Raw genomic sequence first — 24,740 nt, 5'->3', positions numbered from 1 at the left:
CCCCAGGCGGAGGGGCCGAGGTGAAGGGCCCCGTCCGAACACCGGACGGGGCCCTTTGCCGTGCCCTGGGCTGGATAGGGTGGGAGCACCTTGTTCTACGACATCTGGAGCGGCCCCATGAGCGCTGTGACCCCCGCTGGAGGCGACACCGCGGCGGGCCGTTCCTGGCCCGCTCTGCTCAACGGCCTGCTGGACGGCCGTGACCTCTCCGCCGACGACACCGCGTGGGCGATGGACCTGATCATGCGCGGCGAGGCCACGGACGCGCAGATCGCCGGGTTCGCGGTGGCGTTGCGCGCCAAGGGCGAGACCGTCCAGGAGATCACCGGGCTCGTCCGGACGATGTACGAGCACGCGAACGTCATCGAGGTGCCGGGCCGGACCGTCGACATCGTCGGCACGGGCGGCGACGGGGCGAAGACGGTGAACATCTCCACGATGTCGGCGATCGTCATCGCCGGCACCGGCGCGAAGGTCGTCAAGCACGGCAACCGGGCCGCCTCCTCCGCCTCCGGCGCCTCGGATGTCCTGGAGAAGCTCGGTGTCAATCTGGAGCTGACGCCGAAGCGGGTGGCCGAGGTGGCCGAGGAGGCCGGGATCACCTTCTGCTTCGCGATCAAGTTCCACCCGGCGCTGCGTCATGTGGCCGCCGCACGAGGGCAGTTGGGGATCCGGACCACCTTCAACGCGCTCGGTCCGCTGACCAACCCGGCCAAGGTGAAGGCGCAGGCCGTGGGCGTCGCCGACCCCCGCCTGGCGCCGCTCATCGCCGGCGTCCTGGCCGAGCGGGGCAACTCCTCCCTCGTCTTCCGCGGCGACGACGGTTTCGACGAGCTGACCACGACGTCCACGTCCCGGGTGTGGGTCGTGCGCGACGGCAAGGTCACCGAGCAGAGCTTCGACCCGCGGGACGTCGGCCTCGAGCTGGTCCCGGTGGAGGCACTGCGGGGCGCGGACCCGTCGTACAACGCGGAGGTCGCGCGGCGGCTGCTGGACGGCGAGAAGGGCCCGGTCCGGGACGCCGTACTGCTGAACTCGGCGGCGGCGCTGGTGGCGCTGGACCCGGGTTCGGGGACGCTGGCCGAGCAGATCGGCGCCGCGATGACGAGGGCCGCCGAGTCGATCGACTCCGGGTCCGCCAGGCGCACGTTGGATCGCTGGGTGGCCGCGAGCAACGCGTAGCGGGCATCGCGGTCCCGTCATCCGGACACGGGTTGCGGGACCGCGATCACCTCACGTACGTTTCTGAACCAGGTCATGAGTGACAGTCATGAGGCCCCGGCCGACTGTCCGGCAACCCTCCGTCCGTGGCGGGGTGCCCCGGGTGAAGACCAGGCCGTAGGCAGCGAGGTCTACGGCAAGCGCGGGCCCCTCTCGAAACCAGGGGTCCTGGTCATTCGAGGGAGTCTTCCGTGAGCAAGCGAATGCGATAGGGCGCCGAGCCCCGCCTCCGCACACCCATCTCACCTTTCTTGTCACGGGAGTTCCCCATGTCTGTCTCCACCGCTGCCCCCGCCCGGACCATTTGTGCCCAGCTGCCCGTTCTGGGCCGGGATGTCACCGTCCCGCTCGTCACCGGCGGCGAGGTCACCTACGCGGCCCTCGACTACGCGGCCAGCGCCCCCGCCCTCCAGCGGGTCTGGGACGACGTGGCGGCCTACGCGCCCTACTACGGCAGCGTGCACCGCGGCGCCGGCTACCTCTCGCAGCTGTCGACCGACCTCTTCGAGAACGCCCGCAGGACCGTCACCGAGTTCCTCGACTGCCGCGACGACGACCAGCTGGTCTTCACCCGGTCGACCACCGACTCGCTCAACCTCCTCGCCGCCGCCCTCCCCGCCGACTGCCAGGTCTTCGTCTTCGAGACCGAGCACCACGCCTCGCTGCTGCCGTGGCAGGACGCCCGCGTCACCTACCTCGACGCGCCGCGCACCCCGCGGCAGGCCGTCGAGACCCTGGAGAAGGCCCTCGCCGACCGCGACCCCCAGGGCCCGGCCCTGGTCTGCGTCACCGGTGCCTCCAACGTCACCGGTGAGCTGTGGCCCGTACGGGAGCTTGCGGCGGCCGCTCACTCCCACGGCGCCCGCATCGTGCTCGACGCGGCCCAGCTGGCCCCGCACCACCCGCTGAGCGTCCGTGACCTCGACGTCGACTGGGTCGCCTTCTCCGGCCACAAGCTCTACGCCCCCTTCGGCTCGGGCGTCCTGGCCGGCCGCGCCGACTGGCTGCAGGCCGCGGATCCCTACCTCGCGGGCGGCGGCGCCAGCCGCAAGGTCACACGGCGCGAGGACGGGGGAGTGGACGTGGAGTGGCACGAGAGCGCCGCCCGCCACGAGGCCGGCTCGCCGAACGTCATCGGCGCCTACTCCATCGCCTCCGCCTGCCGGGCGCTCACCGAGGCCGGCTTCGACACCCTGGTCGCCCGCGAGCAGCACCTGATCGAGAAGGTGCGGGCGGGCCTCGCCGAGGTCCCCGAGGTCCGCGTGCTCTCGCTCTTCGGCGACGACGCCCCCCGCGTCGGCGTGCTCTCCTTCGTCGTCGAGGGCTGGAACAGCTCCCACTTCGCCGCCGCCCTCTCCGCCGAGTACGGCATCGGCGTCCGCGACGGCCTCTTCTGCGCCCACCCCCTCGTCCGCACCCTCCTCGGCAGCGACCCGCAGTCCCAGGGCGAGTGCGGCGCCCCCGAGGCCGCGCCCGGCGAGAAGTCGCTCAACGCGATCCGGGTGAGCTTCGGCGCGGGCACACCGGACGAGCACGTGGAGCGGTTCGTGCGGGCCGTGAAGGAACTGGTCGAGGACGGTGCGAAGTGGACGTACCGCACCGAGGACGGCCGCTGCGTCCCGGCCGTCTGACGTACCGGCGTCCGGCGCGCGTATACGCTCCCCCTGAGCGGCCGTACGGAAAGCAGGGGGAGCACGGGGTGCAGGAGCTGCGTGAGACGGACCCGCGGACCATCGGGCCCTACCAGGTCCTGGGCAGACTCGGGTCCGGCGGCATGGGCGAGGTGTATCTCGCCGAGGCGCGGGGCGGGCTGCGGCTGGCCGTGAAGGTCGTACGGGCCGAGCACGCCGAGGACCGCACCTTCCGCGCCCGGTTCCGGCACGAGGTGCGGGCCGCGCAGACCGTCGGCGGGGCGGGCACGTACACCGCGCGGGTCGTGGACGCGGACACCGAGGCCGCGCGGCCGTGGATGGCGACCGAGTTCGTGGCGGGGCCCAACCTGCGGGACGCGGTGCTCGACCGGGGACCGTTGCCCGCGGACGCGGTACGGCTGCTGGCGGCCGCGCTCGCCGAGGCGCTCGCCGCGATCCACGCCAAGGGGCTGGTGCACCGGGACCTCAAGCCCTCCAACATCCTGCTCTCGCCGGACGGGCCCAGGGTCATCGACTTCGGGATCGTCAGGGCTCTGGAGGGCACGGCACTGACCCGGACCGGCGTGGTCGTCGGGTCGGTCGGCTATCTCTCGCCCGAGCAGATCCGCAACGGCGCCCAGGTGGTGCCGGCCAGTGACGTCTTCTCCCTGGGCGCGGTCCTCGCGTACGCGTCCGGCGGCAAGGAACCCTTCGGCGAGGGGCAGGATTCGGTCGTTCTGCTGCGGATCCTGACCGGGGACGTCGACCTGTCCGCCGTACCGGAGGAACAACTGCCGCTGGTGGAGGCGTGTCTGCGGGACGAGCCCGGCGCGCGGCCGACGCCCGCGGAGCTGGTCGCGGCCGCGGGGCACACCGCGGGATCGCTGCGCGAGGGACTGCGGGCGGGATGGTACGGCCCCGGTGCCGCGAAGGAGCCCGAGGCCGCGCGGAGCGGTGCGCGCTGGGTCCCCGGGCACGACTCGGGGGAGCGGGAGAGCCGCGTCGAGTACGTGGCGCCCGTGACCGTCACGGACGTCCCCGCGGTCACCCATGTCCCACCGACGCCCGCTCCGCCGTCCCGGCGCCGGCTGCTGCGGGCCGCGGTGGGCGGCGCCGGGGTCGTGGCGGCCGGCGGTGCGGGCGGGTGGCTGTGGCTGCGGGACTCCTCGGACGGCTCCGCGACGGGCGTGAGGGGGGCCGGGGCGACCGGTACGGGGTCCGTGACGGGCACGCCCGCGACGGGCTGGCAGTACAAGGTGCAGGGGCTCGGCGGGCGGCGCGGCCCCTGCGCCGCCCTCTCGCCCGACGGCACGCGGGTGTACGTCGGCGGCGCGGACGGCTCGCTGCACGCGCTGGACCTGGACGGGCGGACCGTCTGGCACACCGCGCTGGGCGGCGAGGCCATGTCCCCGCTCGCCACCGCGCAGGGCGTGTACTGCCTGCTGGAGGACGACCAGGAGGGCGCCTCCAAGCTCTGCGCGCTCGGCCGCGGCGGCAAGGTCCGCTGGACCAGGGCGTTCGCCTCGAACAGCCAGTTCCTGGTCACCGCGGGACAACTGATCCTGGTGTCCTACGGCGACGGCTCGGACGCGGGCGGGGTGCGGGCCTACGCCCCCGACGGCAGCGTCCGCTGGTCCACGCCGACCGGTCCTGCGCCCACCGGTGAGCCCATGGTGGCCGACGGGGTGGTCTACGTCGGCACGTTCGGGGACCAGGTGCAGGCGCTGGACGCGAAGACCGGCAAACGGCTCTGGGCGACGGCGGCCGGCCTCGACACCGGGCGGCCGGCGCTGGTCGGCGACACGCTGGTGGTCGGATCGGGCGGCGAGCAGATGCTGCACGGCATCGGCCGCAAGGGCAAGCCGCTGTGGAATACGACCAACGACAAGGTGTACGGCAGCCGCTACTTCACCTGCGTGCCCTTCGGCGGCCTGGGCGTCACCGCGTCCGACTACGAACTCGTCGCCCTGAACCCCGCCGACGGGTCGACGGTGTGGTCCTTCCAGTTCACCGACGACGGAACCCAGTACAGCAACCCGACGGTCTTCGGCGACACCGTCTACGTACGCCACGGCTCGACGCTCTACGGCGTCAACCGCAAGGGCAAGCAGATCTGGCAGAAGCGCGTCGAGGGCGGCGCCTCCGTCGGCACCCAGTCGCCGGTCGTCCGGAACGCCCGCGTGTACGTCGCGACCGCCGACGGCATCACCGTGCTCGCGCTCGACTCCTAGGGTCTAGCCGTCGAGGCCGATCGCGAACGCGGCCTCCAGGTCGTGCTGGGAGTAGGTCCGGAACGCCACGTGCGTGTCCGTCCCCTCCACGCCCGGGATCTTGCTGATGCTGCCGGGGATGACCTCGGCGAGGTCCTCGTGCTGCTTGACCCGGACCATGGCGATCAGGTCGTACGTGCCCGTGACGGAGAAGACCTCGCTCACGGACTCCAGCGCGGCGATCCGCTCCGCGATCTCGGGGATCCGGTCCACGCTGGTCTTGATGAGGACGATCGCGGTGATCACGGCTGGGTCTCTCCCTCGGGGGACGGTGGCAGGGCTCTCACCCTACTCGCGGTCCGGCCGGCCTGGTTTTTCTGCCGGGGGTCCGGGGGTTGGCCCCCGGGAAGACACCGCAGTCCTACGGCCGAAGCGCACCCACGCGAAGACCAGGCCCAGGCCGAAGCCCACCAGGTGGGCCAGATAGGCCACCCCGGGGCCGTCGGAGGCGCGGCCCGCCGCCAGCCACTGCAGCGCCGCCCAGAAGGGGAGGACGACCCAGGCCGGGAAGCGCAGCGGGAGGAAGAAGAGGAACGGCAGAAGACTGGTCACCCGGGCCCGGGGGAACAGGAACAGGAACGCGCCGAGGACCGCCGAGATCGCCCCGGAGGCACCGACCAGGGACTGCTCGGAGTCGGCGTTGGCGGCCGCGTAGCCCAGCAGGGCGAGATAGCCGCAGCCGACGTAGAAGAGGAGGAACTGCGCCCGGCCCATCCGCTCCTCGGTCATCACCCCGAAGACGTAGAGGAAGAGCATGTTGCCCAGCAGATGCACCCAGCTGCCGTGCACGAACAGCGCGGTGGCCGGGGTGAGGGCGGCACCGGGGGAGTCGGCGAAGAGCTCGGCGGGGACCACGCCCCAGTGGTGGAAGTAGGCCCGCTGGGCGGCCAGGGCCGCGTCCCCGGTGCCGTACGCCGGATCGAGACCCGAGGCGGGGCCGACCAGGAAGACCAGACAGCACAGCGCGATCAGGCCGTAGGTGACCGGTGCCGGTCCCCACAGCGACCTGCACGCTCCACCGACCGTCACCCTCCAGTTACTGATCACGAACACAGAGCATGGCGTAACGGGACGCAACCGCACAGACCGCCTCGCCGTCGGGGAGGCCCTGTGGACGCCCGAGCGGCGAGTACCCGCCAGGCCTTAGGGTTACGAGCCACACGCACCGGGCCGCCGGTGTGTCACGGACAATGGCTAGTAGGAAAGAGCACAGTCACGATGACGGTTCCCCTCCCGACCGCCTCGACGCGGTGGCGCTGCACCCTCTGCGGCAACCTCACGCGCTTCGACGTGACCCGCTCGTCGAAGGTCGTCGAGTACGTCCACCTCGACCTGGCCGGAGAGCCGAAGGTCGAGGAGCGCGAGGTGGTCAGTGAGACCATCGAGTCGGTGCGGTGCCGCTGGTGCAACGCCGTGGACCAGGTGGAACTCGTGGACAGGCCGGGCGCCGACTCCTGACAGAGCCGGCCCCGCACAGTGATGGGGTGTGACGGATGGTGGAGACACAAGGCGGGGAGCCGGGCGACGGCGCCGCCGAGGTGCTCGACCGTCCGCTGCCCGACGGTGTGCGGCGCAGGGTCGTGCACATCGTCTCGGAGGGCTTCGGCGGGCTGACCGTCGGCGAACTGCCCGCACAGCTCAGGCAGTACGCGCGCTTCGCGCCGAACCGGCGGGCCAAGTTCGCGGGCAACGCCATGGCGGCCGCCCTGGAGACCGATCCGCTGTTCCGCCAGCGGATCGGGGAGAAGTTCAGAGAGGGCCAGCCGGAGCTGGCCGGCGCCCTCGACTCCGGTTCCCCGCCCCCGGCCGCGGATCCGCTCGATGTGGCGGCCGCGGCCTATGTTCTGCGGCCGACCGGCTGGGTCAAGCTGGTCACCGCGGCCGGCGAGGAGGCCCTGCGGGCGGACGCCGAGCGCGCCGACGAGGAGAACCGCGCCGAGCTGGAGCGGCTGCGCGAGGAGCTCACGGCTGCCCGCGACCACACGCGCGCCGAGACCGAGCGGCTGCGCACCGAGCTGGAGTCCGCCAAGAAGGAAGCCGAATCGCTTCACCGCAAACTGCGCGCGGCACACAGTGACGTCAAGCGCGGTGAGGCGGCCCTGCGCAAGCTGCAGGCCGAGATGGAGACGGTACGCACCGAGGGGCAGGCCCAGGTGTCCGCCGCCGAGAGCGAGTCCCGGCGCCTGAAGGCGCGCCTCGGGGAGTCGGAGGCCGCCCTGGAGGCCACGCGCAGAGCGGCGCGGGAGGGGCGCAGTGTCGAGGACATGCGCGTGCGTCTGCTTCTGGACACCGTTCTGGACGCGGCCCAGGGGCTGCGGCGGGAGCTGGCGTTGCCGCCGGTCTCCGTGCGGCCCGCCGAGACGGTGGACGCGGTCGAACCGGGCCGCATGACCCCGAAGGACATCGCGGCGCGGGCGCTGTCCGAGAACGACCCCGCGATCCTGGACCAGCTTCTCGCCCTGCCCCAGGCGCACTTGGTGGTCGACGGCTACAACGTCACCAAGACCGGCTATCCCCAGATGCCGCTGGAGAAGCAGCGCCTGAGGCTCCTCGGGCAGCTCTCCCAGCTCGCCGCGCAGACGGGGGCGGAGGTGACCTGTGTCTTCGACGGCGCCGAGCTGGCCGCACCCGTGCTGCTCGCGCCGCCGCGCGGGGTGCGGGTGCTGTTCTCCAAGGCGGGCGTCACCGCCGACGAGTTGATCCGCCAGCTGGTACGCGCCGAGCCGCCCGGACGGCCGGTGATCGTCGCCTCGACCGACCGCGAGGTCGCCGACGGCATCGCCAAGGCGGGGGCGCGGCCGGTCGCTTCCGCGGTGCTTCTGAAGCGGCTGTCCTGAAGCGGGAGGTTGGGGGCTGCCGTGACGCGGATGACCGAGACAGCGGCGGCAAGGGCAGTGTTTCGAGGGTGGGTTGAATCGCGGTACGCCGTCGCCGGGTCGGTCGAAGGCTTGGGCGAAGAGTCCGCCGCTCTGGGTGCCCGTGCCGGTCCCGTGGTCCGAGTCGTCTTTCTGCTGGGGGTCCGGGGGTTATCCCCCGGGAAGGCGCAGCGTGCCCGAATTGGCCGTATCGTCACGCAACGTAGCGTCAAGTTGACCTCACTGCATGTGAGTTATGTGCAAAGAATGCAGGGCGTGACGAGATTTTGCTCCTGAGGATTTGAATGATCACGGGAAGGTCACTAGGGTCTGGGCTCGAACCTCCAAGCGGGTGATCACTCAAAAGAAGGAGTTCACCTCCGTGGCGTCCCACCGTCGACCCAAGCAGCCGAGCCGTACGCGCGTGACCGTGCTCACGACCGCAGCTGCTGCCGCCGTGGCCCTCAGTGCCAATGCCGCCAACGCCGCGCCCAGCGAGAAGCCGAGCAAGGACGAGGTCAAGGCGAAGGTCGACGCCCTGTACGAGCAGGCCGAGCAGGCCACCGAGAAGCTCAACGGCGCCAAGGAGAAGCAGGAGAAGCTCCAGAAGGAGATCTCCACCATCCAGGACAACGTGGCCCGCGGCCAGGACGACCTGAACGAACTGCGGGACTCCATAGGCCTCGCGGCCGCCGCGCAGTACCGCAGCGGCACCATCGACTCCTCGCTCCAGCTCTTCCTGTCCTCCAACCCGGAGGACTACCTGGACAAGGCGTCCACCGCGGACCAGCTCAGCTCCCAGCAGGTCGAGGCGCTGAAGAAGATCCAGGAGAAGCAGCGCGAGCTGGCCCAGGACCGCGCCGAGGCCTCCGAGAAGCTCAAGGACCTCTCGAGCACCCGCACCGAACTGGCCAAGCAGAAGAAGGCCGTTCAGGGCAAGCTCGCCGAGGCGCAGAAGCTCCTCAACACGCTGACGGCCGCCGAGAAGGCCGCCCTCGCCGCCGCCGACGCCCGTGCCAGCCGCTCCGCGAGCGAGCGCGTGGACCTCGGTGACGCCCCCGCGTCCTCCGCCCGGGCCCAGGCGGCCTTCAACGCCGCCCAGACCCAGCTCGGCAAGCCGTACGTCTACGGCGCCACCGGCACCGCCTCCTACGACTGCTCGGGCCTGACCTCCTGGGCCTACGCCCAGGCCGGCATCACCATCCCGCGCACCTCCCAGGCCCAGGCCAACGCCGGCACGCGCATCTACAGCATGAGCGACCTCAAGGTCGGCGACCTGGTCATCTTCTACGGCGACCTGCACCACGTCGCCCTGTACGCGGGCAACGGCCAGGTCATCCACGCCCCGCGCACCGGCACGGTCGTGCGCTACGAGTCGATCAACAACATGCCGTTCCAGTTCGGCGTGCGGATCTGAGCCTCCCGGCCGTTCAAGATCGCGACGACTCGCCGCCCGTTCGGGCGAATTGCGAGCAGCGCAACTGACTCCACACCCCGCCCATGACCTGCGTCATAGGCGGGGTGTCACGTTGTGTGCCCACGGAGGTCGTTGGATGTGCCTCCGCCGCGGGGCTACTGTCGGCCGCGTTTCCCCCTCGCCGGGGAACGTCTCTGTCCGTCAGTGGAAGGAGCGCGGCTTCCCGTGGGGTCCCATCGCCGCCTTGTCCAGACGTCCGGGTTCAACCGGGGCGCCGGTGCCGCCCTGTCCGTGCTGGCCGCGGCGGCCGCCGCGCTCGGCGCCGTACCGGCCGTCGCCGCCCCGTCCGACGACACCCGGGCCGAGGTGGACCGTCTCTACGAGGAGGCCGAGCACGCCACCGAGGCCTACAACAAGGCCGACGAGCGCGCCGATTCGCTGCGCGAGGAGGTCAGCACCGCGCAGGACAGGATGGCGCGGCAGCAGGAGCGCATCAACTCCATGCGGGAGGCGCTCGGTTCGCTGGCCGGCGCCCAGTACCGCTCCGGTGGCCTCGACCCGTCCCTCGCGCTGCTGTTCTCCGACGACCCGGACGAGTACCTCGACAAGGCCGCCGTCCTCGACCGGATCAGCGCCCACCAGGCGGGTGAGCTCAAGGACCTCCAGGAGGCCATGCGCGAACTCGCCCAGGAGCGCGGCGAAGCGGCACACAAGCTCGGCGAACTGGAGAAGAGCCGCAAGGCCGTCGCCTCCCACAAGCGGACCGTCGAGAGGAAGCTCGCCAGGGCGCGCGAGCTGCTCAACTCCCTGCCGTCCGACGAACGCGCCGCCTACGACCGGGCCTCCCGCTCCGGCCGGCTGCCCGACCTCTCGGGTGCGGTGGCGCCCTCGGGCCGGGCGGCAGCCGCGGTGGCCGCCGCGCAGTCCGCGCTCGGCATGCCGTACGTGTGGGGCGCCAACGGGCCCACCGGCTTCGACTGTTCGGGCCTGATGCAGTGGGCCTACGCCCAGGCCGGCGTCGCCCTGCCCCGCACGTCCCAGGCCCAGCGCTACGCCGGCCGCCAGGTCCCGCTCTCCCAGGCGATGCCCGGCGACCTGGTCACCTACCGGGGCGACGCCAGCCATGTCGGCATGTACGTCGGCAACGGTCAGGTCGTCCACGCCCCCTATCCCGGCGCCCCGGTGCGCTACGACCCGGTGGGCATGATGCCGGGGGCGACGGTCACACGCCCCTGACCGACGGCATCCGATACCCGTACGATCGGGAAACATGGCTGGTCGAAGGCGGGCGTCGAAACACGGTGTCGTGGTGCTGTGCCTGCTGCTGACCTCCCTGGTGGCCTGCGGCGGGAGGCCGACGGCCGGCGACACCGCGAAGGCCGACGTCCAGCGCCTCCTCGACCGGCGGGCCACCGCCGTCCTCGACCGGGACAAGGCGGCGATCGCTGAGACGGGCAGCGCCAGTTGGTTCGACGACGTCAGTGCGGTACCGCTCGCCTCCTGGTCGTACAAGGTCACCGGCGTCCACCGCAGCGGCTCCACCGCCACCGCCGACGCGGAACTGCGCTACCAGGTCCAGGGCTACGACAGCGCCCCCGTCACCGTCGCCCGCACCCTGGACCTCTCCCTGGACGCGTCCGACCAGTGGTACGTCGTCGGTGAGAAGCCCGCCGGGAAGGCACCGCAACAGCTGTGGGACCAGGGCGAGGTGACCGTCGTGCGCGGACGGCACAGCCTGGTCCTCGGCGTCGGACACTCCGGCGAGAAGCTGCACTCCTTCGCGGATCTGGCCGACCACGCCGTGCCCGCCGTGTCGGACGCCTGGGGCACCGAGTGGTCCCGGCACGTCGTCGTGCTCGTGCCGGGGTCCGTGGAGGGGATGGCGGGCCTGCTCGGCTCGCCCGCCTCCTCGTACCGCGGGATCGCGGCCGTCACCACCGGCGAGACCGGTGCCCCGGCGCAGGCGCCCGCGGACCGGATCATCGTCAACCCCGACGCGTACGGCCTCCTCGGCACCGTGGGCGGGCAGGTCGTGCTCACCCACGAGACCACCCATGTCGCCACCCGCGCCGACAGCACCGCCGCGACCCCGCTGTGGCTGTCGGAGGGGTACGCCGACTGGGTCGGTTACCGCGGCACCGGGCGCACCCCGGCCGAGGCCGCACCGGAGCTGGGAGAGGCCGTCGCCGAGCGCCGGGTGCCGACGGTCCTGCCGTCCGACGCGGACTTCGGTTTCGGCGGCACCGCGACCGGGCTCGCCAGGTCCTACGAGAGCGGCTGGATGGCCTGCCGGATGATCGCGGACCGGTGGGGCGAGGCGAAGCTGGGCGCGTTCTACCGGTCCGTGGGCACGCACAAGGAGCGGCCGGGGGCGGTGGAGGAGGCCATGGCGAAGGTGCTCGGCACCGACCTGAAGGCGTTCACGGCCGAGTGGCGCGCGTATCTGCGGGCTCAGCTCGGCTGATCCAACCGTTCGATGGCCAGAGGCTGGTGCGGGGTCGTGACGGTGCTGTTCCGGCGGACATGTGCCGGAGTTCAGGAGGAGGCGGAGGCTTCCTGGGCGGGGGCCTCGGCCTGATCCGGCACCGGGGCCGCCGGGGCGGGCTTCGGGACCGTCGCCTTCCACAGCTCGCGCATGCCGATGACGGTGGCGAGGACCAGCAGGCCGTTGCGCGCGACCAGGAGGACGATGCCGCGCGGGGTGCTCCCCACCACGTCCGCGAACCAGATCGGGAACTCCAGGACCGTCACGAAGCACGCCATCAGCACCAGGACGGCCGGCACGCCCATCCGGCTCGCGCGAAAGCACAGACAGGCCGCCGCGAGACCGACCAGCCACACCAGGTACTGCGGGCTGATCACGCGGCTGGTGGTGGTGAACATCAGCACCGCCACCAGCGCCGCGTCGGCCGCCGTGTGCGCCTCGAACCGGGTGGCCGCGAGCCGCCACAGCAGCAGCAGTCCGAAGGCCATGCCGGTCAGCGCGAGCGCGGCCGTGCTGACCATGGTCACCCAGGGGCCGAGGAACTCCACAGAGCCGTAGTTGAGCAGCACCGAGCCCTCCCAGCCGTGGTGCCGGGCGATGTGGAAGACCAGCGAGCCCAGCGACTCCACCTCGGTGCCCCGCTCCCGCTGGAAGGTCAGGAAGGCGAAGGCCCCCGGCATCGCGACGGCGAACAGCCCGGCCACCACCACGACCGTCACCGCGGCCGAGGCCCAGACGCTCCGCCTGCGGATCCCGACGAGGATCAGCGCGGGCCACACCTTCAGCAGCGCCCCGAAGCCCACCAGCGCCCCGGCCACCTTCGGATGCCGGGCGGCCGCGAGGACCGCGGCGACGGCCACCGCGGTCACCATCACGTCGTAGCGGGAGTAGACGGTCGGGCCGAGCAGCGGTACGCCCGCCACCCACACCCAGGCCCCCCGCAGCCGCCGTCCGGGACGCAGGCCCGCGTACAGCAGCAGGAGGAGGGCGGCCAGGTCCGCGGCGAAGGCCATGAGGAAGAAGGCCTGCGTGTACTCCAGGAAGGGCAGCAGCGCGGGGGAGAGGATCGCGAGCGCCGCGGCGGGCGGATACTGCCAGGTCACGTCGGACTGCGGGAACGTTCCGGTGCGCAGGACGTCGTACCAGCCCTGGTAGATGACCGACACGTCACTGGTGACGTCCGGGCCCGGGAAGACGTAGACCTTGAAGACCCACAGCAGGAGCAGCAGCCTGGTCACGCCCCAGGTCAGCAGCAGCCACGTCAGGGACCGCCGCACGCCCGTCGTCTCCACGTGGTTCCCCGCCGTTCGCCGTAGCCCTGAAATGGTCGCTTGAGGAGAACATGATGTCCCGCTCTCCTGTGAGGGTGCCATAAGGGCGGCCGTCCCCGGCTGTGAGCTGCCGGTTCGGTAGGGTCGGCGGCGATGCACAAGACCCTGATCGTGACGAACGACTTCCCGCCCCGCCCGGGCGGTATCCAGGCGTTCCTGCACAACATGGCGCTGCGGCTCGACCCCGATCGCCTGGTCGTGTACGCCTCCACCTGGAAGCGGAGCCGGGAGGGCGTCGAGGCGACCGCCGCCTTCGACGCGGAGCAGCCCTTCACGGTCGTACGGGATTCCACGACCATGCTGCTGCCGACGCCCGGGGCCACCCGCAGGGCCGTCGGGCTGCTGCGTGAGCACGGCTGTACGTCGGTGTGGTTCGGGGCGGCCGCGCCGCTCGGGCTGATGGCGCCGGCGCTCCGGAGGGCGGGTGCCGGGCGACTGGTGGCCACGACCCACGGGCACGAGGCCGGATGGGCCCAACTGCCCGCCGCACGGCAGCTGGTCGGCCGGATCGGGGAGTCGACCGACACGATCACCTACCTCGGCGAGTACACGCGGTCCAGGATCGCCGCCGCGCTGACCCCGGCGGCCGCCGCACGGATGGTGCAGCTGCCGCCGGGCGTCGACGAGAAGACCTTCCATCCCGGGTCGGGCGGCGACGCCGTGCGGGCGCGGCTGGGGCTGACGGACCGGCCGGTGGTCGTGTGCGTGTCCCGGCTCGTGCCGCGCAAGGGACAGGACACGCTGATCCTCGCCATGCCGCGGATCCTCATGAAGGAGCCCGACGCCGTTCTGCTGATCGTCGGCGGCGGGCCCTACGAGAAGGAGCTGCGCAGGCTCGCGCACGAGACCGGTGTCGCCGACTCCGTCCGCTTCACCGGAGCCGTGCCCTGGGCCGAGCTGCCCGCCCACTACGGCGCCGGGGACGTCTTCGCGATGCCGTGCCGGACCCGCCGGGGCGGGCTCGACGTCGAGGGGCTCGGGATCGTCTACCTGGAGGCCTCCGCGACCGGCCTGCCCGTGGTCGCCGGGGACTCCGGAGGCGCCCCGGACGCGGTCCTCGACGGCGAGACCGGCTGGGTCGTGCGCGGCGGATCGGTCGAGGAGACCGCCGAGCGGATCGTCGTCCTCCTCGGCGACGCGGAACTGCGGAGGCGTATGGGGGAACGGGGACGGGAGTGGGTCGAGGAGAAGTGGCGGTGGGATTTGTTGGCGGAAAAGTTGAAGACCCTGCTATAGCCGGAGGCCGATAATCCGCCGATGCTGCGCGCATGACAGCAAAACTGATGCAGCGTCAGCTGACTAGACGTCAGATCCTTGGTATGGCCGCCCTCCAGACGGCGGCCACTTACGGCTTCACCCGTGTCGGCCTCCAGTCGGCCCGCGCGGACGAGCCCGCCGCGGTCGAGTCCGCGCCCGCCATCGTCGTCGGCTCCGGCTACGGCGCCTCCGTCGCCGCCCTCCGCCTCGGCCAGGCCGGCATCCGCACCCTCGTCCTCGAGATGGGACGGCTCTGGAACACCGCAGGGCCCGACGGCAACGTCTTCTGCAACACCGCCAACCCCGACCAGCGCTCCATGTGGTTCCGCACCCGCACCGAGGCGCCGCTGGCCACCTTCCTGTGGCTGGACGTCGTCAACAAGGACATCAACCCCTACCCCGGCGTCCTGGACCGCGTCCGCTTCTCCAACATGTCCGTCTTCGTGGGCCGCGGAGTCGGCGGCGGCTCCCTGGTCAACGGCTCGATGGCGGTCACCCCGCGCCAGTCCTACTTCGCCGAGCAGTTCCCCGGCGTCGACACCGCGGAGATGTACAACACCTACTTCCCGCGCGCCCGCGCCATGCTCGGCGTCAACACCGTCGACCCGGCCTGGTTCGAGTCGACCGAGTGGTACCAGTTCAGCCGGGTCTCCCGGAAGCACGCCGGCAACACCGGCCTGACGACCACCTTCGTGCCCAGCGTCTACGACTTCGGCTACATGCAGCGCGAGGCCGCCGGTACCGCCACCAAGTCGGCCCTCGGCCAGGAGGTCATCTACGGCAACAACCACGGCAAGAAGAGCCTCGACAAGACGTATCTGGCGTCCGCGCTCGGCACCGGCAACGTCACCATCCACACCATGGAGAAGGTCACCGGGATCAGCCGGGCGGGCGACGGCAGCTGGGTGCTGACCGCCGACCGCATCGACAACACCGGCGCGGTCGTCGAGACCAGGCAGTACGGCTGCACCTATCTGTTCCTCGGTGGCGGCAGCCTGGGGACGAGTGAACTCCTGCTCAGATCACGGCAGTCGGGGACCCTCCCGGCGCTGGACGCGAGCGTCGGGGCCGGCTGGGGCCCCAACGGCAACGTGATGCTCGGGCGGGCCAACCACCTGTGGGACACCGTCGGCGCCAACCAGTCGACCATGCCGGTCATGGGCATCGACGACTGGGCCAACACCGACAACCCCGTCTTCGCCGAGATCGCGCCCTTGCCCACGGGACTCGAGCACTGGGTGAGCCTGTACCTGGCGATCACCAAGAACCCGCAGCGCGCCAGATTCTCCTACAGCGGAGGGAAGTTGAACCTCGACTGGAGCGCCGCGCAGAGCTCGGTCTCCTCCGGCATGGCCAAGAAGCTCTTCGACCGGATCAACTCCGCCAACTCGACCATCTACCGGTACGACCTCTTCGGCTCCCCCAGCAGGGTCTTCGCCGACGACTTCACCTACCACCCGCTGGGCGGCTGTGTGCTGGGCAGGGCCACCGACACCTACGGCCGGGTGAAGGGCTATCAGAAGCTCTACGTCACCGACGGCTCGCTGATCCCCGGCAACATCGGGGTCAACCCGTTCGTCACCATCACCGCGCTCGCCGAACGCACGATGGCGCGGGTCCTCGCCGAGGACACCGCGCCATGACGCTCTCTCACCAGGCGTTCTACTTGGCGTAGATCGCCTCGATCTCGTCCGCGTAGTCCTTCGCCACCACATTGCGCTTCAGCTTCAGCGACGGCGTGAGGTGGCCCGTCTCCTCCGTGAACTGGGAGGACAGAATGCGGAACTTCCGCACCGATTCCGCTTTCGACACCGCGGCGTTGCCGTCGTCGATCGCGGCCTGGATCGCCGCGTTCAGGTCCGCGTCCCCGGCCAGCGACGCCGCGGTGGCACCCGCCGGCTTGCCGTGCTCCTCGGCCCAACGGCCCAGGAACTCCTCGTCGATGGTGATCAGCGCGCCCACGAACGGCCGCCCGTCGCCCACCACCATGCACTCCGCGACCAGGGCGTGCGCCCGGATACGGTCCTCGATCACGGCCGGCGCGACGTTCTTGCCGCCCGCGGTGACGATGATCTCCTTCTTGCGGCCGGTGATCCTGAGGTAGCCGTCCTCGTCGAGGGTGCCGATGTCACCGGTGTGGAACCAGCCGTCGGTCAGCGCCTCGGCCGTGGCGGCCTCGTTGTTCCAGTAGCCCTTGAACAGGTGCTCGCCGTGCAGCAGCACCTCGCCGTCGTCCGCGATCCGAATCACCGAACCCGGCAGCGGCTGACCGACCGTGCCGATCTTCGTGCGGTCCCACGGGTTGAACGCGGTCGCGGCACAGGACTCGGTCAGGCCGTAGCCCTCCAGGACCGTGAAGCCGATGCCGCGGAAGAAGTGCCCCAGGCGCTCGCCGAGCGGGGCGCCACCGGAGATGGCGTACTCGCCGCGACCGCCCAGCACGGCCCGCAGCTTGCTGTAGACGAGTTTGTCGAAGGTCTTGTACTTGATCTTCAGGCCGAGCGACGGACCCGACGGGGTGTCCAGGGCCTTGCTGTAGGCGATCGCCGTGTCGGCGGCCTTGTCGAAGATCTTGCCCTTGCCGTCCGCCTGCGCCTTGGCGCGCGCCGAGTTGTAGACCTTCTCGAAGACGCGCGGGACGCCCAGGATCAGCGTCGGCCGGAAGGACGCCAGCTCGTCGGTGAGGTTCTTGATGTCCGGGACCATGCCCAGCTTGATCGGCGCCATCATCGGCGCGATCTGCACCAGCCGGCCGAAGACGTGCGCGAGCGGCAGGAAGAGCAGCACCGAGCACTCACCGGTGCGGAACAGCGGGCGCAGCCGCTCCACGATGTTGCCGCACTCCGCGAAGAAACTGCGGTGGGTGAGCACACAACCCTTGGGACGGCCGGTGGTGCCGGAGGTGTAGACGATGGTCGCCGGGTCGTCGGCCTTCGCCAGCGAGCTGCGCTCCTCGACGGCCGCGTCGCTGATGTCCTTGCCGGCGCGGGCCAGTTCCTCGATCCCGCCGCCCTCGATCTGCCAGACGTGCTTCAGGGCGGGCAGCGAGTCGCGCACCGACTCGACGGCCGCGGTGTGACCGTCCAGCTCCACGACGCAGGCGGTCGCGCCGGAGTCGCCGAGGATCCACTGGATCTGCTCCGGCGAACTGGTCTCGTACACCGGCACGGTGATCGCGCCCGCGCTCCAGATCGCGAAATCGAGCAGCGTCCACTCGTAGCGGGTACGGGACATCAGGCCGACCCGGTCGCCCGGCTGGACGCCGGAGGCGATCAGCCCCTTGGCGGCGACGTGCACCTCGGCCAGGAACGCCGTGGCCGTCACGTCCTGCCATTGACCGCCCACCTTGCGGGCGATGACGGCGACGTCGGGATGCTGCGCGGCGTTTCTCCGGACGATGTCGGTGAGATTGCCGTCCGCAGGGACCTCGTACAAAGCCGGAAGGCTGAACTCGCGCAAGACTGCTGCTCCTCATAGGGCGCCGGCGCCACGACGTTGTGTGATGCGACGGTCGGTCCAAGGCTCGGGCAGTGCTCAGAGATTCAGTAGTTGAACGCTGAGCACGACTGGACTGCCCGGACGTTACCCGCCGGTATGGCTTCTTCGACAGGGGGTCTCGGCGAGATGTTCGCTGCGTCACACGTATTGGGGGTTCTTCGCGCACAGTAGTCCACCTACTTACCGACTGGCCAGTAACCACAGGACCGGTCGGCTCTGTTCACGTATGCCGCACAGGCCTACTCTTGATCGTCATGGCACCCACACCGGCCGGAAACCGGAAGACGCGCGTACACGTGGTCAGCGATGTGCACGGCAACGCCCGTGACCTGGCCAGAGCCGGCGAGGGTGCCGACGCCCTGATCTGCCTGGGCGACCTCGTTCTCTTCCTCGACTACGCCGACCACTCGCGCGGGATCTTCCCCGACCTGTTCGGGACGGAGAACGCCGACCTGATCGTGGAACTGCGCACCGCCCGCCGTTTCGAGGAGGCGCGAGAGCTCGGGGCCCGGCTGTGGGGCGGGATCGGCGCCGACCGGGCCTCCGTGATCGAGAAGGCGGTGCGCAAGCAGTACGCCGAGATGTTCGCCGCGTTCCCCACACCGACGTACGCGACTTACGGCAATGTCGACATGCCGCCTCTGTGGCCGGAGTACGCAGGGCCCGGTACGACCGTGCTCGACGGCGAGCGGGTGGAGATCGGCGGCCGGACGTTCGGCTTCGTGGGCGGCGGTCTCAGGACCCCCATGCGGACGCCGTACGAGATCAGCGACGAGGAGTACGCGGCGAAGATCGAGGCGGTGGGCGAGGTGGACGTGCTGTGCACGCACATCCCGCCGGAGGTGCCGGAGCTGGTGTACGACACGGTGGCGCGGCGGTTCGAGCGGGGGAGCCGGGCGTTGCTGGACGCGATCCGCCGAACCCGGCCCCGGTACTCGCTGTTCGGTCACGTCCACCAGCCGTTGGTCAGGCGGATGCGGATCGGGGCGACCGAGTGCGTGAACGTGGGGCACTTCGCGGGGAGCGGGAAGCCGTGGGCGCTGGAATGGTGAGCCCGGACGCGCGGTAGCCTTCACGCTGCACAGACGTGCGTACCACCCTTCCTCACCGGACCTTATCTGGAGGAGCCACGGCGATGGCGGAACACACCAGTTCGAGCATCACGATCGAAGCTGCGCCTGCCGACGTCATGGCGGTGATCGCGGACTTCGCCCGCTACCCGGACTGGACGGGCGAGGTGAAGCAGGCGGAGGTCCTCTCGACGGACGCCTCCGGCCGCGCCGAGCAGGTCCGGCTGGTCATGGACGCGGGCGCCATCAAGGACGACCAGGTCCTCGGCTACACGTGGACCGGCGAGAACGAGGTTTCCTGGACGTTGGTGAAGTCCCAGATGCTGCGGCAGCTGGACGGTTCGTATGTGCTGAAGCCGGCGGGTGCGGGTTCGACGGAGGTCACCTACCTGCTGACGGTCGACGTCAAGATCCCGATGCTCGGCATGATCAAGCGCAAGGCGGAGAAGGTCATCATCGACCGGGCGCTGGCGGGGTTGAAGAAGCGGGTGGAATCGGGGCAGTAGGGGTTTCGCGGTCGGCTGCGGGCCGGTGGGGGTCGGTCGCGCAGTTCCTCGCGCCCCTGAGTAGGTGCAGTCATTGCCTGCCTAGCTGTACCCACCTAGGGGCGCGGGGAACTGCGCGACCAGCCCCCACCGGCCTGGAGCCGGACTGATCCGCCGCGTCCGTTACGGTTCACCCCTATGCGCACCATCCTGATCACCGGCCCCGGCGGCAGCGGTCGTACGACGGTCGCCGCCGCCACCGCCCTGCGCGCCGCAGGCAACGGCATCCGCACCCTGGTGCTGAGCGCCGACCGCACCGACACCCTCGGCACGGCTCTCGGCGCGACAACGGGCCCCACCCCCACCCGGGTCACCCCGCACCTCACCGCCTGGCGCCCCGACGCCACCGCCGGCTTCCGGGATGATCTCGCCCGCTTCCAGGACCGCGCCTCCAACGTGCTCAACCTGCTCGGCGCCTCCCGCCTGGACCCCGAGGAGGTCACCCCCCTCCCCGGCGCCGAGGAGCTCACCCTCCTGCGGGCCGTGCGCGACGCGGCGCTCTCCGAGCGGCACGAGCTGCTCGTCGTGGACCTGCCGCCCACCCAGCAGGCCCTCGCCCTCCTCTCCCTCCCCGACGAACTCCGCCGCTACCTGCGCCGCCTGCTCCCGGCCGAGCGCCAGGCCGCCGCGGGCCTGCGCCCCGTGCTCGGAAGGCTCGCCGGCGTCCCCATGCCCTCGGAGTGGCTTTACGAGACCGCCGCCCGCTGGGACACCGAACTCGGCGCGGTCGAGGCCGTCCTCGCCGATCGGGAGGTCGTCGTGCGACTCGTCGCCGAACCCGGCCCCGCCGGCACCGACGACGTACGGTCCGCGGGCCTCGCCCTCGCCCTGCGCGGCCTGCGCCCCGACGCCCTGATCGCCAACCGCGTGGTACCGGAGGAGTGGCCCGCCGGCCTCGTCGCCCAGCAGCGCAAGGCCCTGGAGGAGTGGCAGGAGTCGTACGACGTCCATGCCGTCCCGCACCTCGGCCACGACCCGCGCGGCACCGACGACCTCACCGCCCTGCCCGTCCCCGAGGTCAACGACACGACCTCCACGGTCGAGTGGCCCGTCACCGATCACCTCGCCGAGGACGGCGTCCTGGTGTGGCATCTCCCGCTGCCCGGCGCCATACGCGACGAACTGGACCTGATCCGGCGCGGCGACGAACTCCTCGTCAGCGCGGGGCAGTTCCGCCGGATCGTGCCGCTGCCCTCGGCCCTGCGCCGCTGCACCGTCGCCGGCGCCGCCCTGCGCGAGGGCGAGCTGCGGATCCGGTTCGCGCCGGACCCGGATCTGTGGCCCCGGACCCCGTGAACCGGGTACGCCCGTTCGGGTAACGTCGTAGGGACGAACCGTAGTCAGGAGGTCGTCATGAGCGAAGAGCTCCCCCCGTCCGACGCCGGAGACCGCGAGCCCGTGGAGCCCGTGGACGAGGTACGGGCGACCGACGCCGACGCGTGGGCGACGGCGGCCGCTGAGGACCTCGCGGCGGAGAAGGCCCGCCGCCGCACCCAGTACGGCCCGCCCCCGGGCTCGGCAGCCGAGGAGCTGCGCAAGCTCGTCGACAACGTCGCCGAGAAGCTGTCCGGCCTCCAGTCCCCGCTCCTCGGGGGCATCGCAGGACCTGCCGCCCAGCAGGTGGTCAAGCAGGTCGTCCAGCAGGCCAAGGCCGCGGTCGAGCCGGTCATCGAACGCAACCCGGACGTCTTCGACCACCTCGCCGCCGCAGGGGGCGAGCTCCTCGCCGCGTACCGTTCCGCGGTCCAGGCACAGGAGCAGCGCTGGAGCCGCCGCGACGACACCCTGCGCGACCGGGGCGAGGACCCCGGTCCCGGTGAGCGCATCGACTTGGACTGAAACCCCCTGACGGCAGGGGCTCGGGTACGGTTGGCCGTAGCGGGGCTCGACCGAAACTGAGGGATTCATGGGACTCACCATCGGCGTCGACATCGGCGGCACGAAGATCGCGGCCGGCGTGGTCGATGAGGAAGGCAACATCCTCTCGACCCACAAGGTGCCGACCCCGGGCACGGCCGAGGGCATCGTGGACGCGATCGCCTCGGCGGTGGAGGGCGCGCGCGCCGGGCACGCGATCGTGGGCGTGGGCATCGGTGCGGCCGGATACGTCAACCGCCAGCGCTCGGAGGTCTACTTCGCGCCCAACATCCACTGGCGCAACGAGCCGCTGAAGGAGAAGGTCGAGACCCGGGTCGGCCTTCCGGTCGTCGTGGAGAACGACGCCAACGCGGCCGCGTGGGGCGAGTACAAGTTCGGCGCGGGCAAGGGCCACCGCAACGTCATCTGCATCACCCTGGGCACCGGCCTCGGCGGCGGCATCATCATCGGCAACAAGCTGCGCCGCGGCCACTTCGGGGTGGCGGCCGAGTTCGGCCACATCCGCATGGTCCCGGACGGCCTCCTGTGCGGCTGCGGCTCGCAGGGCTGCTGGGAACAGTACGCGTCGGGACGGGCGCTGGTGAGGTACGCCAAGCAGCGCGCCAACGCGACCCCCGAGAACGCCGAGATCCTCCTCGGCCTCGGCGACGGCAGCCCCGACGGCATCGAGGGCAAGCACATCTCCATGGCCGCCCGCCAGGGCGACCCGGTGGCCGTCGACTCCTACCGCGAGCTCGCCCGCTGGGCCGGCGCCGGCCTCGCCGACCTGGCCTCCCTCTTCGACCCCTCCGCGTTCATCGTCGGCGGCGGCCTCTCCGACGAGGGAGAACTGGTCCTGGACCCGATCCGCAAGTCCTACAAGCGCTGGCTGGTGGGCGGCAACTGGCGCCCGGTCGCCGACGTCATCGCGGCCCAACTGGGCAACAAGGCGGGCCTGGTGGGCGCCGCGGACCTGGCGAGAGAGCCGGACCCGATCATGTAAACCTGCATGCAGTGGACCTACTCAGGGGCGCGGGGCGGCACACACCTCGCGCCCCTCCCTCTTGCTCTGGGGCCTTGCTCTTGGGCGTAGATTGATCCACATGGTTCCGGTCAAAGTCCTGAGCTACAACATCCGCTCGATGCGAGACGACACAGACGCGCTGGCCCGAGTCATCAAGGCCTGCGAACCCGATCTCGTACTGATCCAGGAGGCCCCCCGCTTCTTCCGCTGGCGCAAGAAGCTGGCAAGGCTGGCGTCAGCCTCAGGACTGGTCATCCTCACCGGAGGCGGCACAGCGGCGGGCCCCGCGATCCTCTGCAACCTGCGGGCAACGGTCGAACGTACCGAAGACGTCCTCCTCCCGCTCACCCCCGGCCAGCACAGAAGGGGCTTCGCCACAGCGGTCGTACGACTCGGCGGCGCCCGCCTCGGTGTCCTGAGCTGTCACCTGTCGTTGCAGGAGGACGAGCGCTACGACCAGGCGGGCATGCTCCTCGACCGCCTCGCCGGCATGGGCGTGGACCACGTCATCGCGGGCGGCGACCTGAACGACCGCCCCACCGGCCGCACCTTCAGGCGCCTCGCCGCGAACCTCCAGGACTGCTGGGCGACCAGCCCGATGGGTGCCGAACACACCTGGACCCACTCGGAGCCCCACCAGCGCATCGACGCGATCTTCGCCACGAAGGGCATCGAGGTGCTCGGCTGTGGAGTCCCCACGCACCTCCCCGGGATCACGGAGGCAGACATGAGGGCGGCCACCGACCATCTCCCGGTCCTGGCCACCCTCCAAATCCCCACGAACTGAGCCGTACTAGACCACGGCACCCCGGCCGGGATCCTCGTCGTCCTCGTCGTCCGGCCGCATCCGCGTCACCAGCGTGACGAAGCCACCCAGGAACCCGCCGATCCCCGCCGTGGCCAGCCACCACGTCATCTCCCAGCCGAGCAGCACCGCGACCAGCAGCAGAACCGGCCCGCCCAGCACTCCCAGCCAGGCGAACCTCGAGGTGGTGTCGGCGGCCGGGAGCGGTGGCGGCTCCGGCGGGACGAAGTGCCCCTCGTCGTCCTCCTCGAAGTCCTCCTCGGACGGCTCGGGCGCGCTGTAGTCACGGGGCCCGACACCGGGTGCGAAGGCGACGGAACCGCCCAGCGGTTTCGCCGGGTTCTCGTCCTGCTTCGGCGCGTCCTTCTTCGCCCCGTCCTTCTTCGCCCCGTCCTTCGTGGGCTGCGTCTCCGTGGTCGTCGGGTCGTCGTTCGTCTCGGTCTCGAGGAGCGCGAGATCCTCGACCGACTTGAACGGCTTCGTGCCCGGCGGGTCCTTCGGCTCCTCGCCGTATCCGGCCACGATGGCCGCCCACGCGGCCTCCTCGTCGAACGGGACGCCCTGCTCGTCCGGCTCGCGGTCCTCGCGGTCGGAGTCGTGCTCAGCCACGTGCGGCCGTCCCTTCGCTGCCGATGCCGGTGGTGTGCCGGCCGATGAACGCGAGGCTCTCGTCGAAAATCCGCTCCGCGTCATGGTCCAACGTCGCCACGTGGTAGCTCTGTTCCAGCACGATCTCAGTTACGTCCGTCGACGACACCCGGCTCAGCACACGCGCGGAGTCGGCCGCCGGCACCACATGGTCCTGGGCACTGCGCAGCACCAGCAGCGGCTGGGTGACCTGCGGCAGCTCGCCGTCCACCTGCCGGAAGAAGGTGCGCAGGGAGTGCGCCGCGTGCAGCGGCACCTTGTCGTACCCCAGCTCGACGCTGCCCTCTTTCTTGATGTCGCTGGCGATCCCGGGCGCCGTACGGACGAAGTGGCGGGCCACCGGAAGGGCGTACGGCGCGAGGCCGTGCATGCGGTTCGCCGGGTTGACGACCACGACACCGCTCACCGCGTCCCCGTGCTTGGCGGCCAGCCTGAGGGCCAGGGTGCCGCCCATGGACAGACCGGCCACGAACACGGAGGTGCAGCGCTCGCTGAGGGCGCGCAGCTCGCGGTCCACCTCGGCATACCAGTCCTGCCAGCCGGTCAGGGCCATGTCCTGCCAGCGGGTGCCGTGCCCGGGCAGCAGCGGCAGGGAGACCGTCAGGCCGTGCTCGGCGAGGTGCTGGGCCCAGGGGCGCAGCGACTGGGGGGAACCGGTGAAGCCGTGGCAGAGAAGGACACCGGCCTCCCCGCCCTCATGGCGGAACGGCTCGGCTCCGGGGAGGACCGGCACCTAGGTCTCCTGTTCATGAAAGAAGCGTGAGCAAGTCCAGGTGAGGTTCACCGTACGCGACCGCACTGACACCGACCAGGGCCGTCGGGCTGT

22 protein-coding genes and 1 riboswitch are annotated in these 24,740 nt (G+C 71.1%); of the genes, 16 read left to right on the top strand and 6 right to left on the bottom strand.

All coding sequences use genetic code 11. The annotated features are described in order from the left end of the window. Nucleotides 1-117: 117 nt before the first annotated feature. The 3 genes from trpD to ACIBJB_RS00800 all read left to right on the top strand — a co-directional run bounded on the left by trpD (nt 118) and on the right by ACIBJB_RS00800 (nt 5,083). The gene (trpD, locus tag ACIBJB_RS00810) at nt 118-1,182 is read left to right on the top strand and encodes an anthranilate phosphoribosyltransferase (RefSeq protein ID WP_398925107.1); all 1,065 of its coding nucleotides are present in this window, start codon (nt 118-120) and stop codon (nt 1,180-1,182) included. 71 nt (nt 1,183-1,253) lie between these two features. Next, nucleotides 1,254-1,370: riboswitch (SAM riboswitch) on the top strand. Nucleotides 1,371-1,490: 120 nt separating this feature from the next. Beyond that, nucleotides 1,491-2,852, top strand: a complete 1,362-nt coding sequence (locus ACIBJB_RS00805) for an aminotransferase class V-fold PLP-dependent enzyme (protein WP_398925105.1) — start codon at nt 1,491-1,493, stop codon at nt 2,850-2,852. Between the two features lie 68 nt (nt 2,853-2,920). Next, nucleotides 2,921-5,083, top strand: a complete 2,163-nt coding sequence (locus ACIBJB_RS00800) for a PQQ-binding-like beta-propeller repeat protein (protein WP_398925103.1) — start codon at nt 2,921-2,923, stop codon at nt 5,081-5,083. A 3-nt stretch (nt 5,084-5,086) separates the two neighbouring features. Here the strand turns inward: ACIBJB_RS00800 and ACIBJB_RS00795 are convergent, their stop codons facing one another. Both ACIBJB_RS00795 and ACIBJB_RS00790 read right to left on the bottom strand, forming a co-directional pair. Beyond that, complete coding sequence (locus tag ACIBJB_RS00795) at nt 5,087-5,368, bottom strand: Lrp/AsnC family transcriptional regulator (RefSeq protein ID WP_057611794.1); 282 nt, start codon at nt 5,366-5,368, stop codon at nt 5,087-5,089. A 42-nt stretch (nt 5,369-5,410) separates the two neighbouring features. After that, entirely contained in the window at nt 5,411-6,169 is a 759-nt protein-coding gene (locus tag ACIBJB_RS00790; protein ID WP_398925101.1) for a rhomboid family intramembrane serine protease, read from the bottom strand. A gap of 171 nt (nt 6,170-6,340) precedes the next feature. On the opposite strand from ACIBJB_RS00790, the gene ACIBJB_RS00785 reads away from it, so the two are divergent. The 5 genes from ACIBJB_RS00785 to ACIBJB_RS00765 all read left to right on the top strand — a co-directional run bounded on the left by ACIBJB_RS00785 (nt 6,341) and on the right by ACIBJB_RS00765 (nt 11,858). Beyond that, the gene (locus ACIBJB_RS00785; protein ID WP_020137397.1) at nt 6,341-6,580 is read left to right on the top strand and encodes a hypothetical protein; all 240 of its coding nucleotides are present in this window, start codon (nt 6,341-6,343) and stop codon (nt 6,578-6,580) included. Nucleotides 6,581-6,615: 35 nt separating this feature from the next. Beyond that, the gene (locus ACIBJB_RS00780; RefSeq protein WP_398925099.1) at nt 6,616-7,959 is read left to right on the top strand and encodes an NYN domain-containing protein; all 1,344 of its coding nucleotides are present in this window, start codon (nt 6,616-6,618) and stop codon (nt 7,957-7,959) included. Nucleotides 7,960-8,359: 400 nt separating this feature from the next. Then, a complete protein-coding gene (locus ACIBJB_RS00775) occupies nt 8,360-9,394 on the top strand; it encodes an NlpC/P60 family protein (protein WP_311714258.1) in 1,035 nt (344 codons plus the stop codon). A gap of 225 nt (nt 9,395-9,619) precedes the next feature. Next, nucleotides 9,620-10,630 (top strand): NlpC/P60 family protein, encoded by a 1,011-nt coding sequence (locus tag ACIBJB_RS00770; RefSeq protein ID WP_398925097.1) that lies wholly within the window; start codon nt 9,620-9,622, stop codon nt 10,628-10,630. Nucleotides 10,631-10,664: 34 nt separating this feature from the next. Then, nucleotides 10,665-11,858 (top strand): hypothetical protein, encoded by a 1,194-nt coding sequence (locus ACIBJB_RS00765; protein ID WP_398925095.1) that lies wholly within the window; start codon nt 10,665-10,667, stop codon nt 11,856-11,858. Between the two features lie 71 nt (nt 11,859-11,929). Here the strand turns inward: ACIBJB_RS00765 and ACIBJB_RS00760 are convergent, their stop codons facing one another. After that, entirely contained in the window at nt 11,930-13,171 is a 1,242-nt protein-coding gene (locus ACIBJB_RS00760) for a glycosyltransferase 87 family protein (protein ID WP_398925093.1), read from the bottom strand. A gap of 132 nt (nt 13,172-13,303) precedes the next feature. Between ACIBJB_RS00760 and ACIBJB_RS00755 the strand changes: the two genes are divergently transcribed. Beyond that, nucleotides 13,304-14,446 carry a glycosyltransferase family 4 protein gene (locus tag ACIBJB_RS00755; protein WP_398925091.1) on the top strand — a complete coding sequence of 381 codons (1,143 nt, stop codon included), beginning with the start codon at nt 13,304-13,306 and terminating at the stop codon, nt 14,444-14,446. 83 nt (nt 14,447-14,529) lie between these two features. Beyond that, nucleotides 14,530-16,110 (top strand): GMC oxidoreductase, encoded by a 1,581-nt coding sequence (locus ACIBJB_RS00750; RefSeq protein ID WP_398925089.1) that lies wholly within the window; start codon nt 14,530-14,532, stop codon nt 16,108-16,110. 19 nt (nt 16,111-16,129) lie between these two features. Here ACIBJB_RS00750 and ACIBJB_RS00745 read toward each other — a convergent pair whose 3' ends face one another. Next, entirely contained in the window at nt 16,130-17,926 is a 1,797-nt protein-coding gene (locus ACIBJB_RS00745; RefSeq protein WP_398925087.1) for an AMP-dependent synthetase/ligase, read from the bottom strand. Nucleotides 17,927-18,261: 335 nt separating this feature from the next. Here ACIBJB_RS00745 and ACIBJB_RS00740 point away from each other — a divergent pair, with 335 nt between their 5' ends. The 6 genes from ACIBJB_RS00740 (at nt 18,262) to ACIBJB_RS00715 (ending at nt 23,248) form a co-directional block, all read left to right on the top strand. Continuing rightward, nucleotides 18,262-19,017 carry a metallophosphoesterase gene (locus tag ACIBJB_RS00740; RefSeq protein WP_398926785.1) on the top strand — a complete coding sequence of 252 codons (756 nt, stop codon included), beginning with the start codon at nt 18,262-18,264 and terminating at the stop codon, nt 19,015-19,017. 83 nt (nt 19,018-19,100) lie between these two features. After that, nucleotides 19,101-19,541 (top strand): SRPBCC family protein, encoded by a 441-nt coding sequence (locus ACIBJB_RS00735; protein WP_053849311.1) that lies wholly within the window; start codon nt 19,101-19,103, stop codon nt 19,539-19,541. A 177-nt stretch (nt 19,542-19,718) separates the two neighbouring features. Then, the gene (locus ACIBJB_RS00730) at nt 19,719-20,876 is read left to right on the top strand and encodes an ArsA family ATPase (RefSeq protein WP_398925085.1); all 1,158 of its coding nucleotides are present in this window, start codon (nt 19,719-19,721) and stop codon (nt 20,874-20,876) included. A 57-nt stretch (nt 20,877-20,933) separates the two neighbouring features. Continuing rightward, a complete protein-coding gene (locus ACIBJB_RS00725; RefSeq protein ID WP_398925083.1) occupies nt 20,934-21,419 on the top strand; it encodes a DUF5304 family protein in 486 nt (161 codons plus the stop codon). 67 nt (nt 21,420-21,486) lie between these two features. Continuing rightward, complete coding sequence (locus tag ACIBJB_RS00720; protein ID WP_031061936.1) at nt 21,487-22,440, top strand: ROK family glucokinase; 954 nt, start codon at nt 21,487-21,489, stop codon at nt 22,438-22,440. Nucleotides 22,441-22,540: 100 nt separating this feature from the next. Beyond that, entirely contained in the window at nt 22,541-23,248 is a 708-nt protein-coding gene (locus ACIBJB_RS00715) for an endonuclease/exonuclease/phosphatase family protein (RefSeq protein WP_398925081.1), read from the top strand. Nucleotides 23,249-23,254: 6 nt separating this feature from the next. Here the strand turns inward: ACIBJB_RS00715 and ACIBJB_RS00710 are convergent, their stop codons facing one another. Continuing rightward, nucleotides 23,255-23,875, bottom strand: a complete 621-nt coding sequence (locus ACIBJB_RS00710; RefSeq protein ID WP_398925079.1) for a hypothetical protein — start codon at nt 23,873-23,875, stop codon at nt 23,255-23,257. After that, on the bottom strand, nt 23,868-24,647 hold the full coding sequence (locus tag ACIBJB_RS00705; RefSeq protein WP_398925077.1) for an alpha/beta hydrolase: 780 nt from the start codon (nt 24,645-24,647) through the stop codon (nt 23,868-23,870). Before ACIBJB_RS00705 ends, ACIBJB_RS00710 begins: the two co-directional genes overlap by 8 nt. Between the last annotated feature and the right edge of the window lie 93 nt (nt 24,648-24,740).

The sequence above is a fragment of the Streptomyces sp. NPDC050759 genome (genome assembly GCF_044456945.1).
GTDB lineage: Bacteria > Actinomycetota > Actinomycetes > Streptomycetales > Streptomycetaceae > Streptomyces.
Note: the sequence above shows the minus strand (reverse complement) of the source record. Positions and strands in the feature narration are given on the sequence as shown.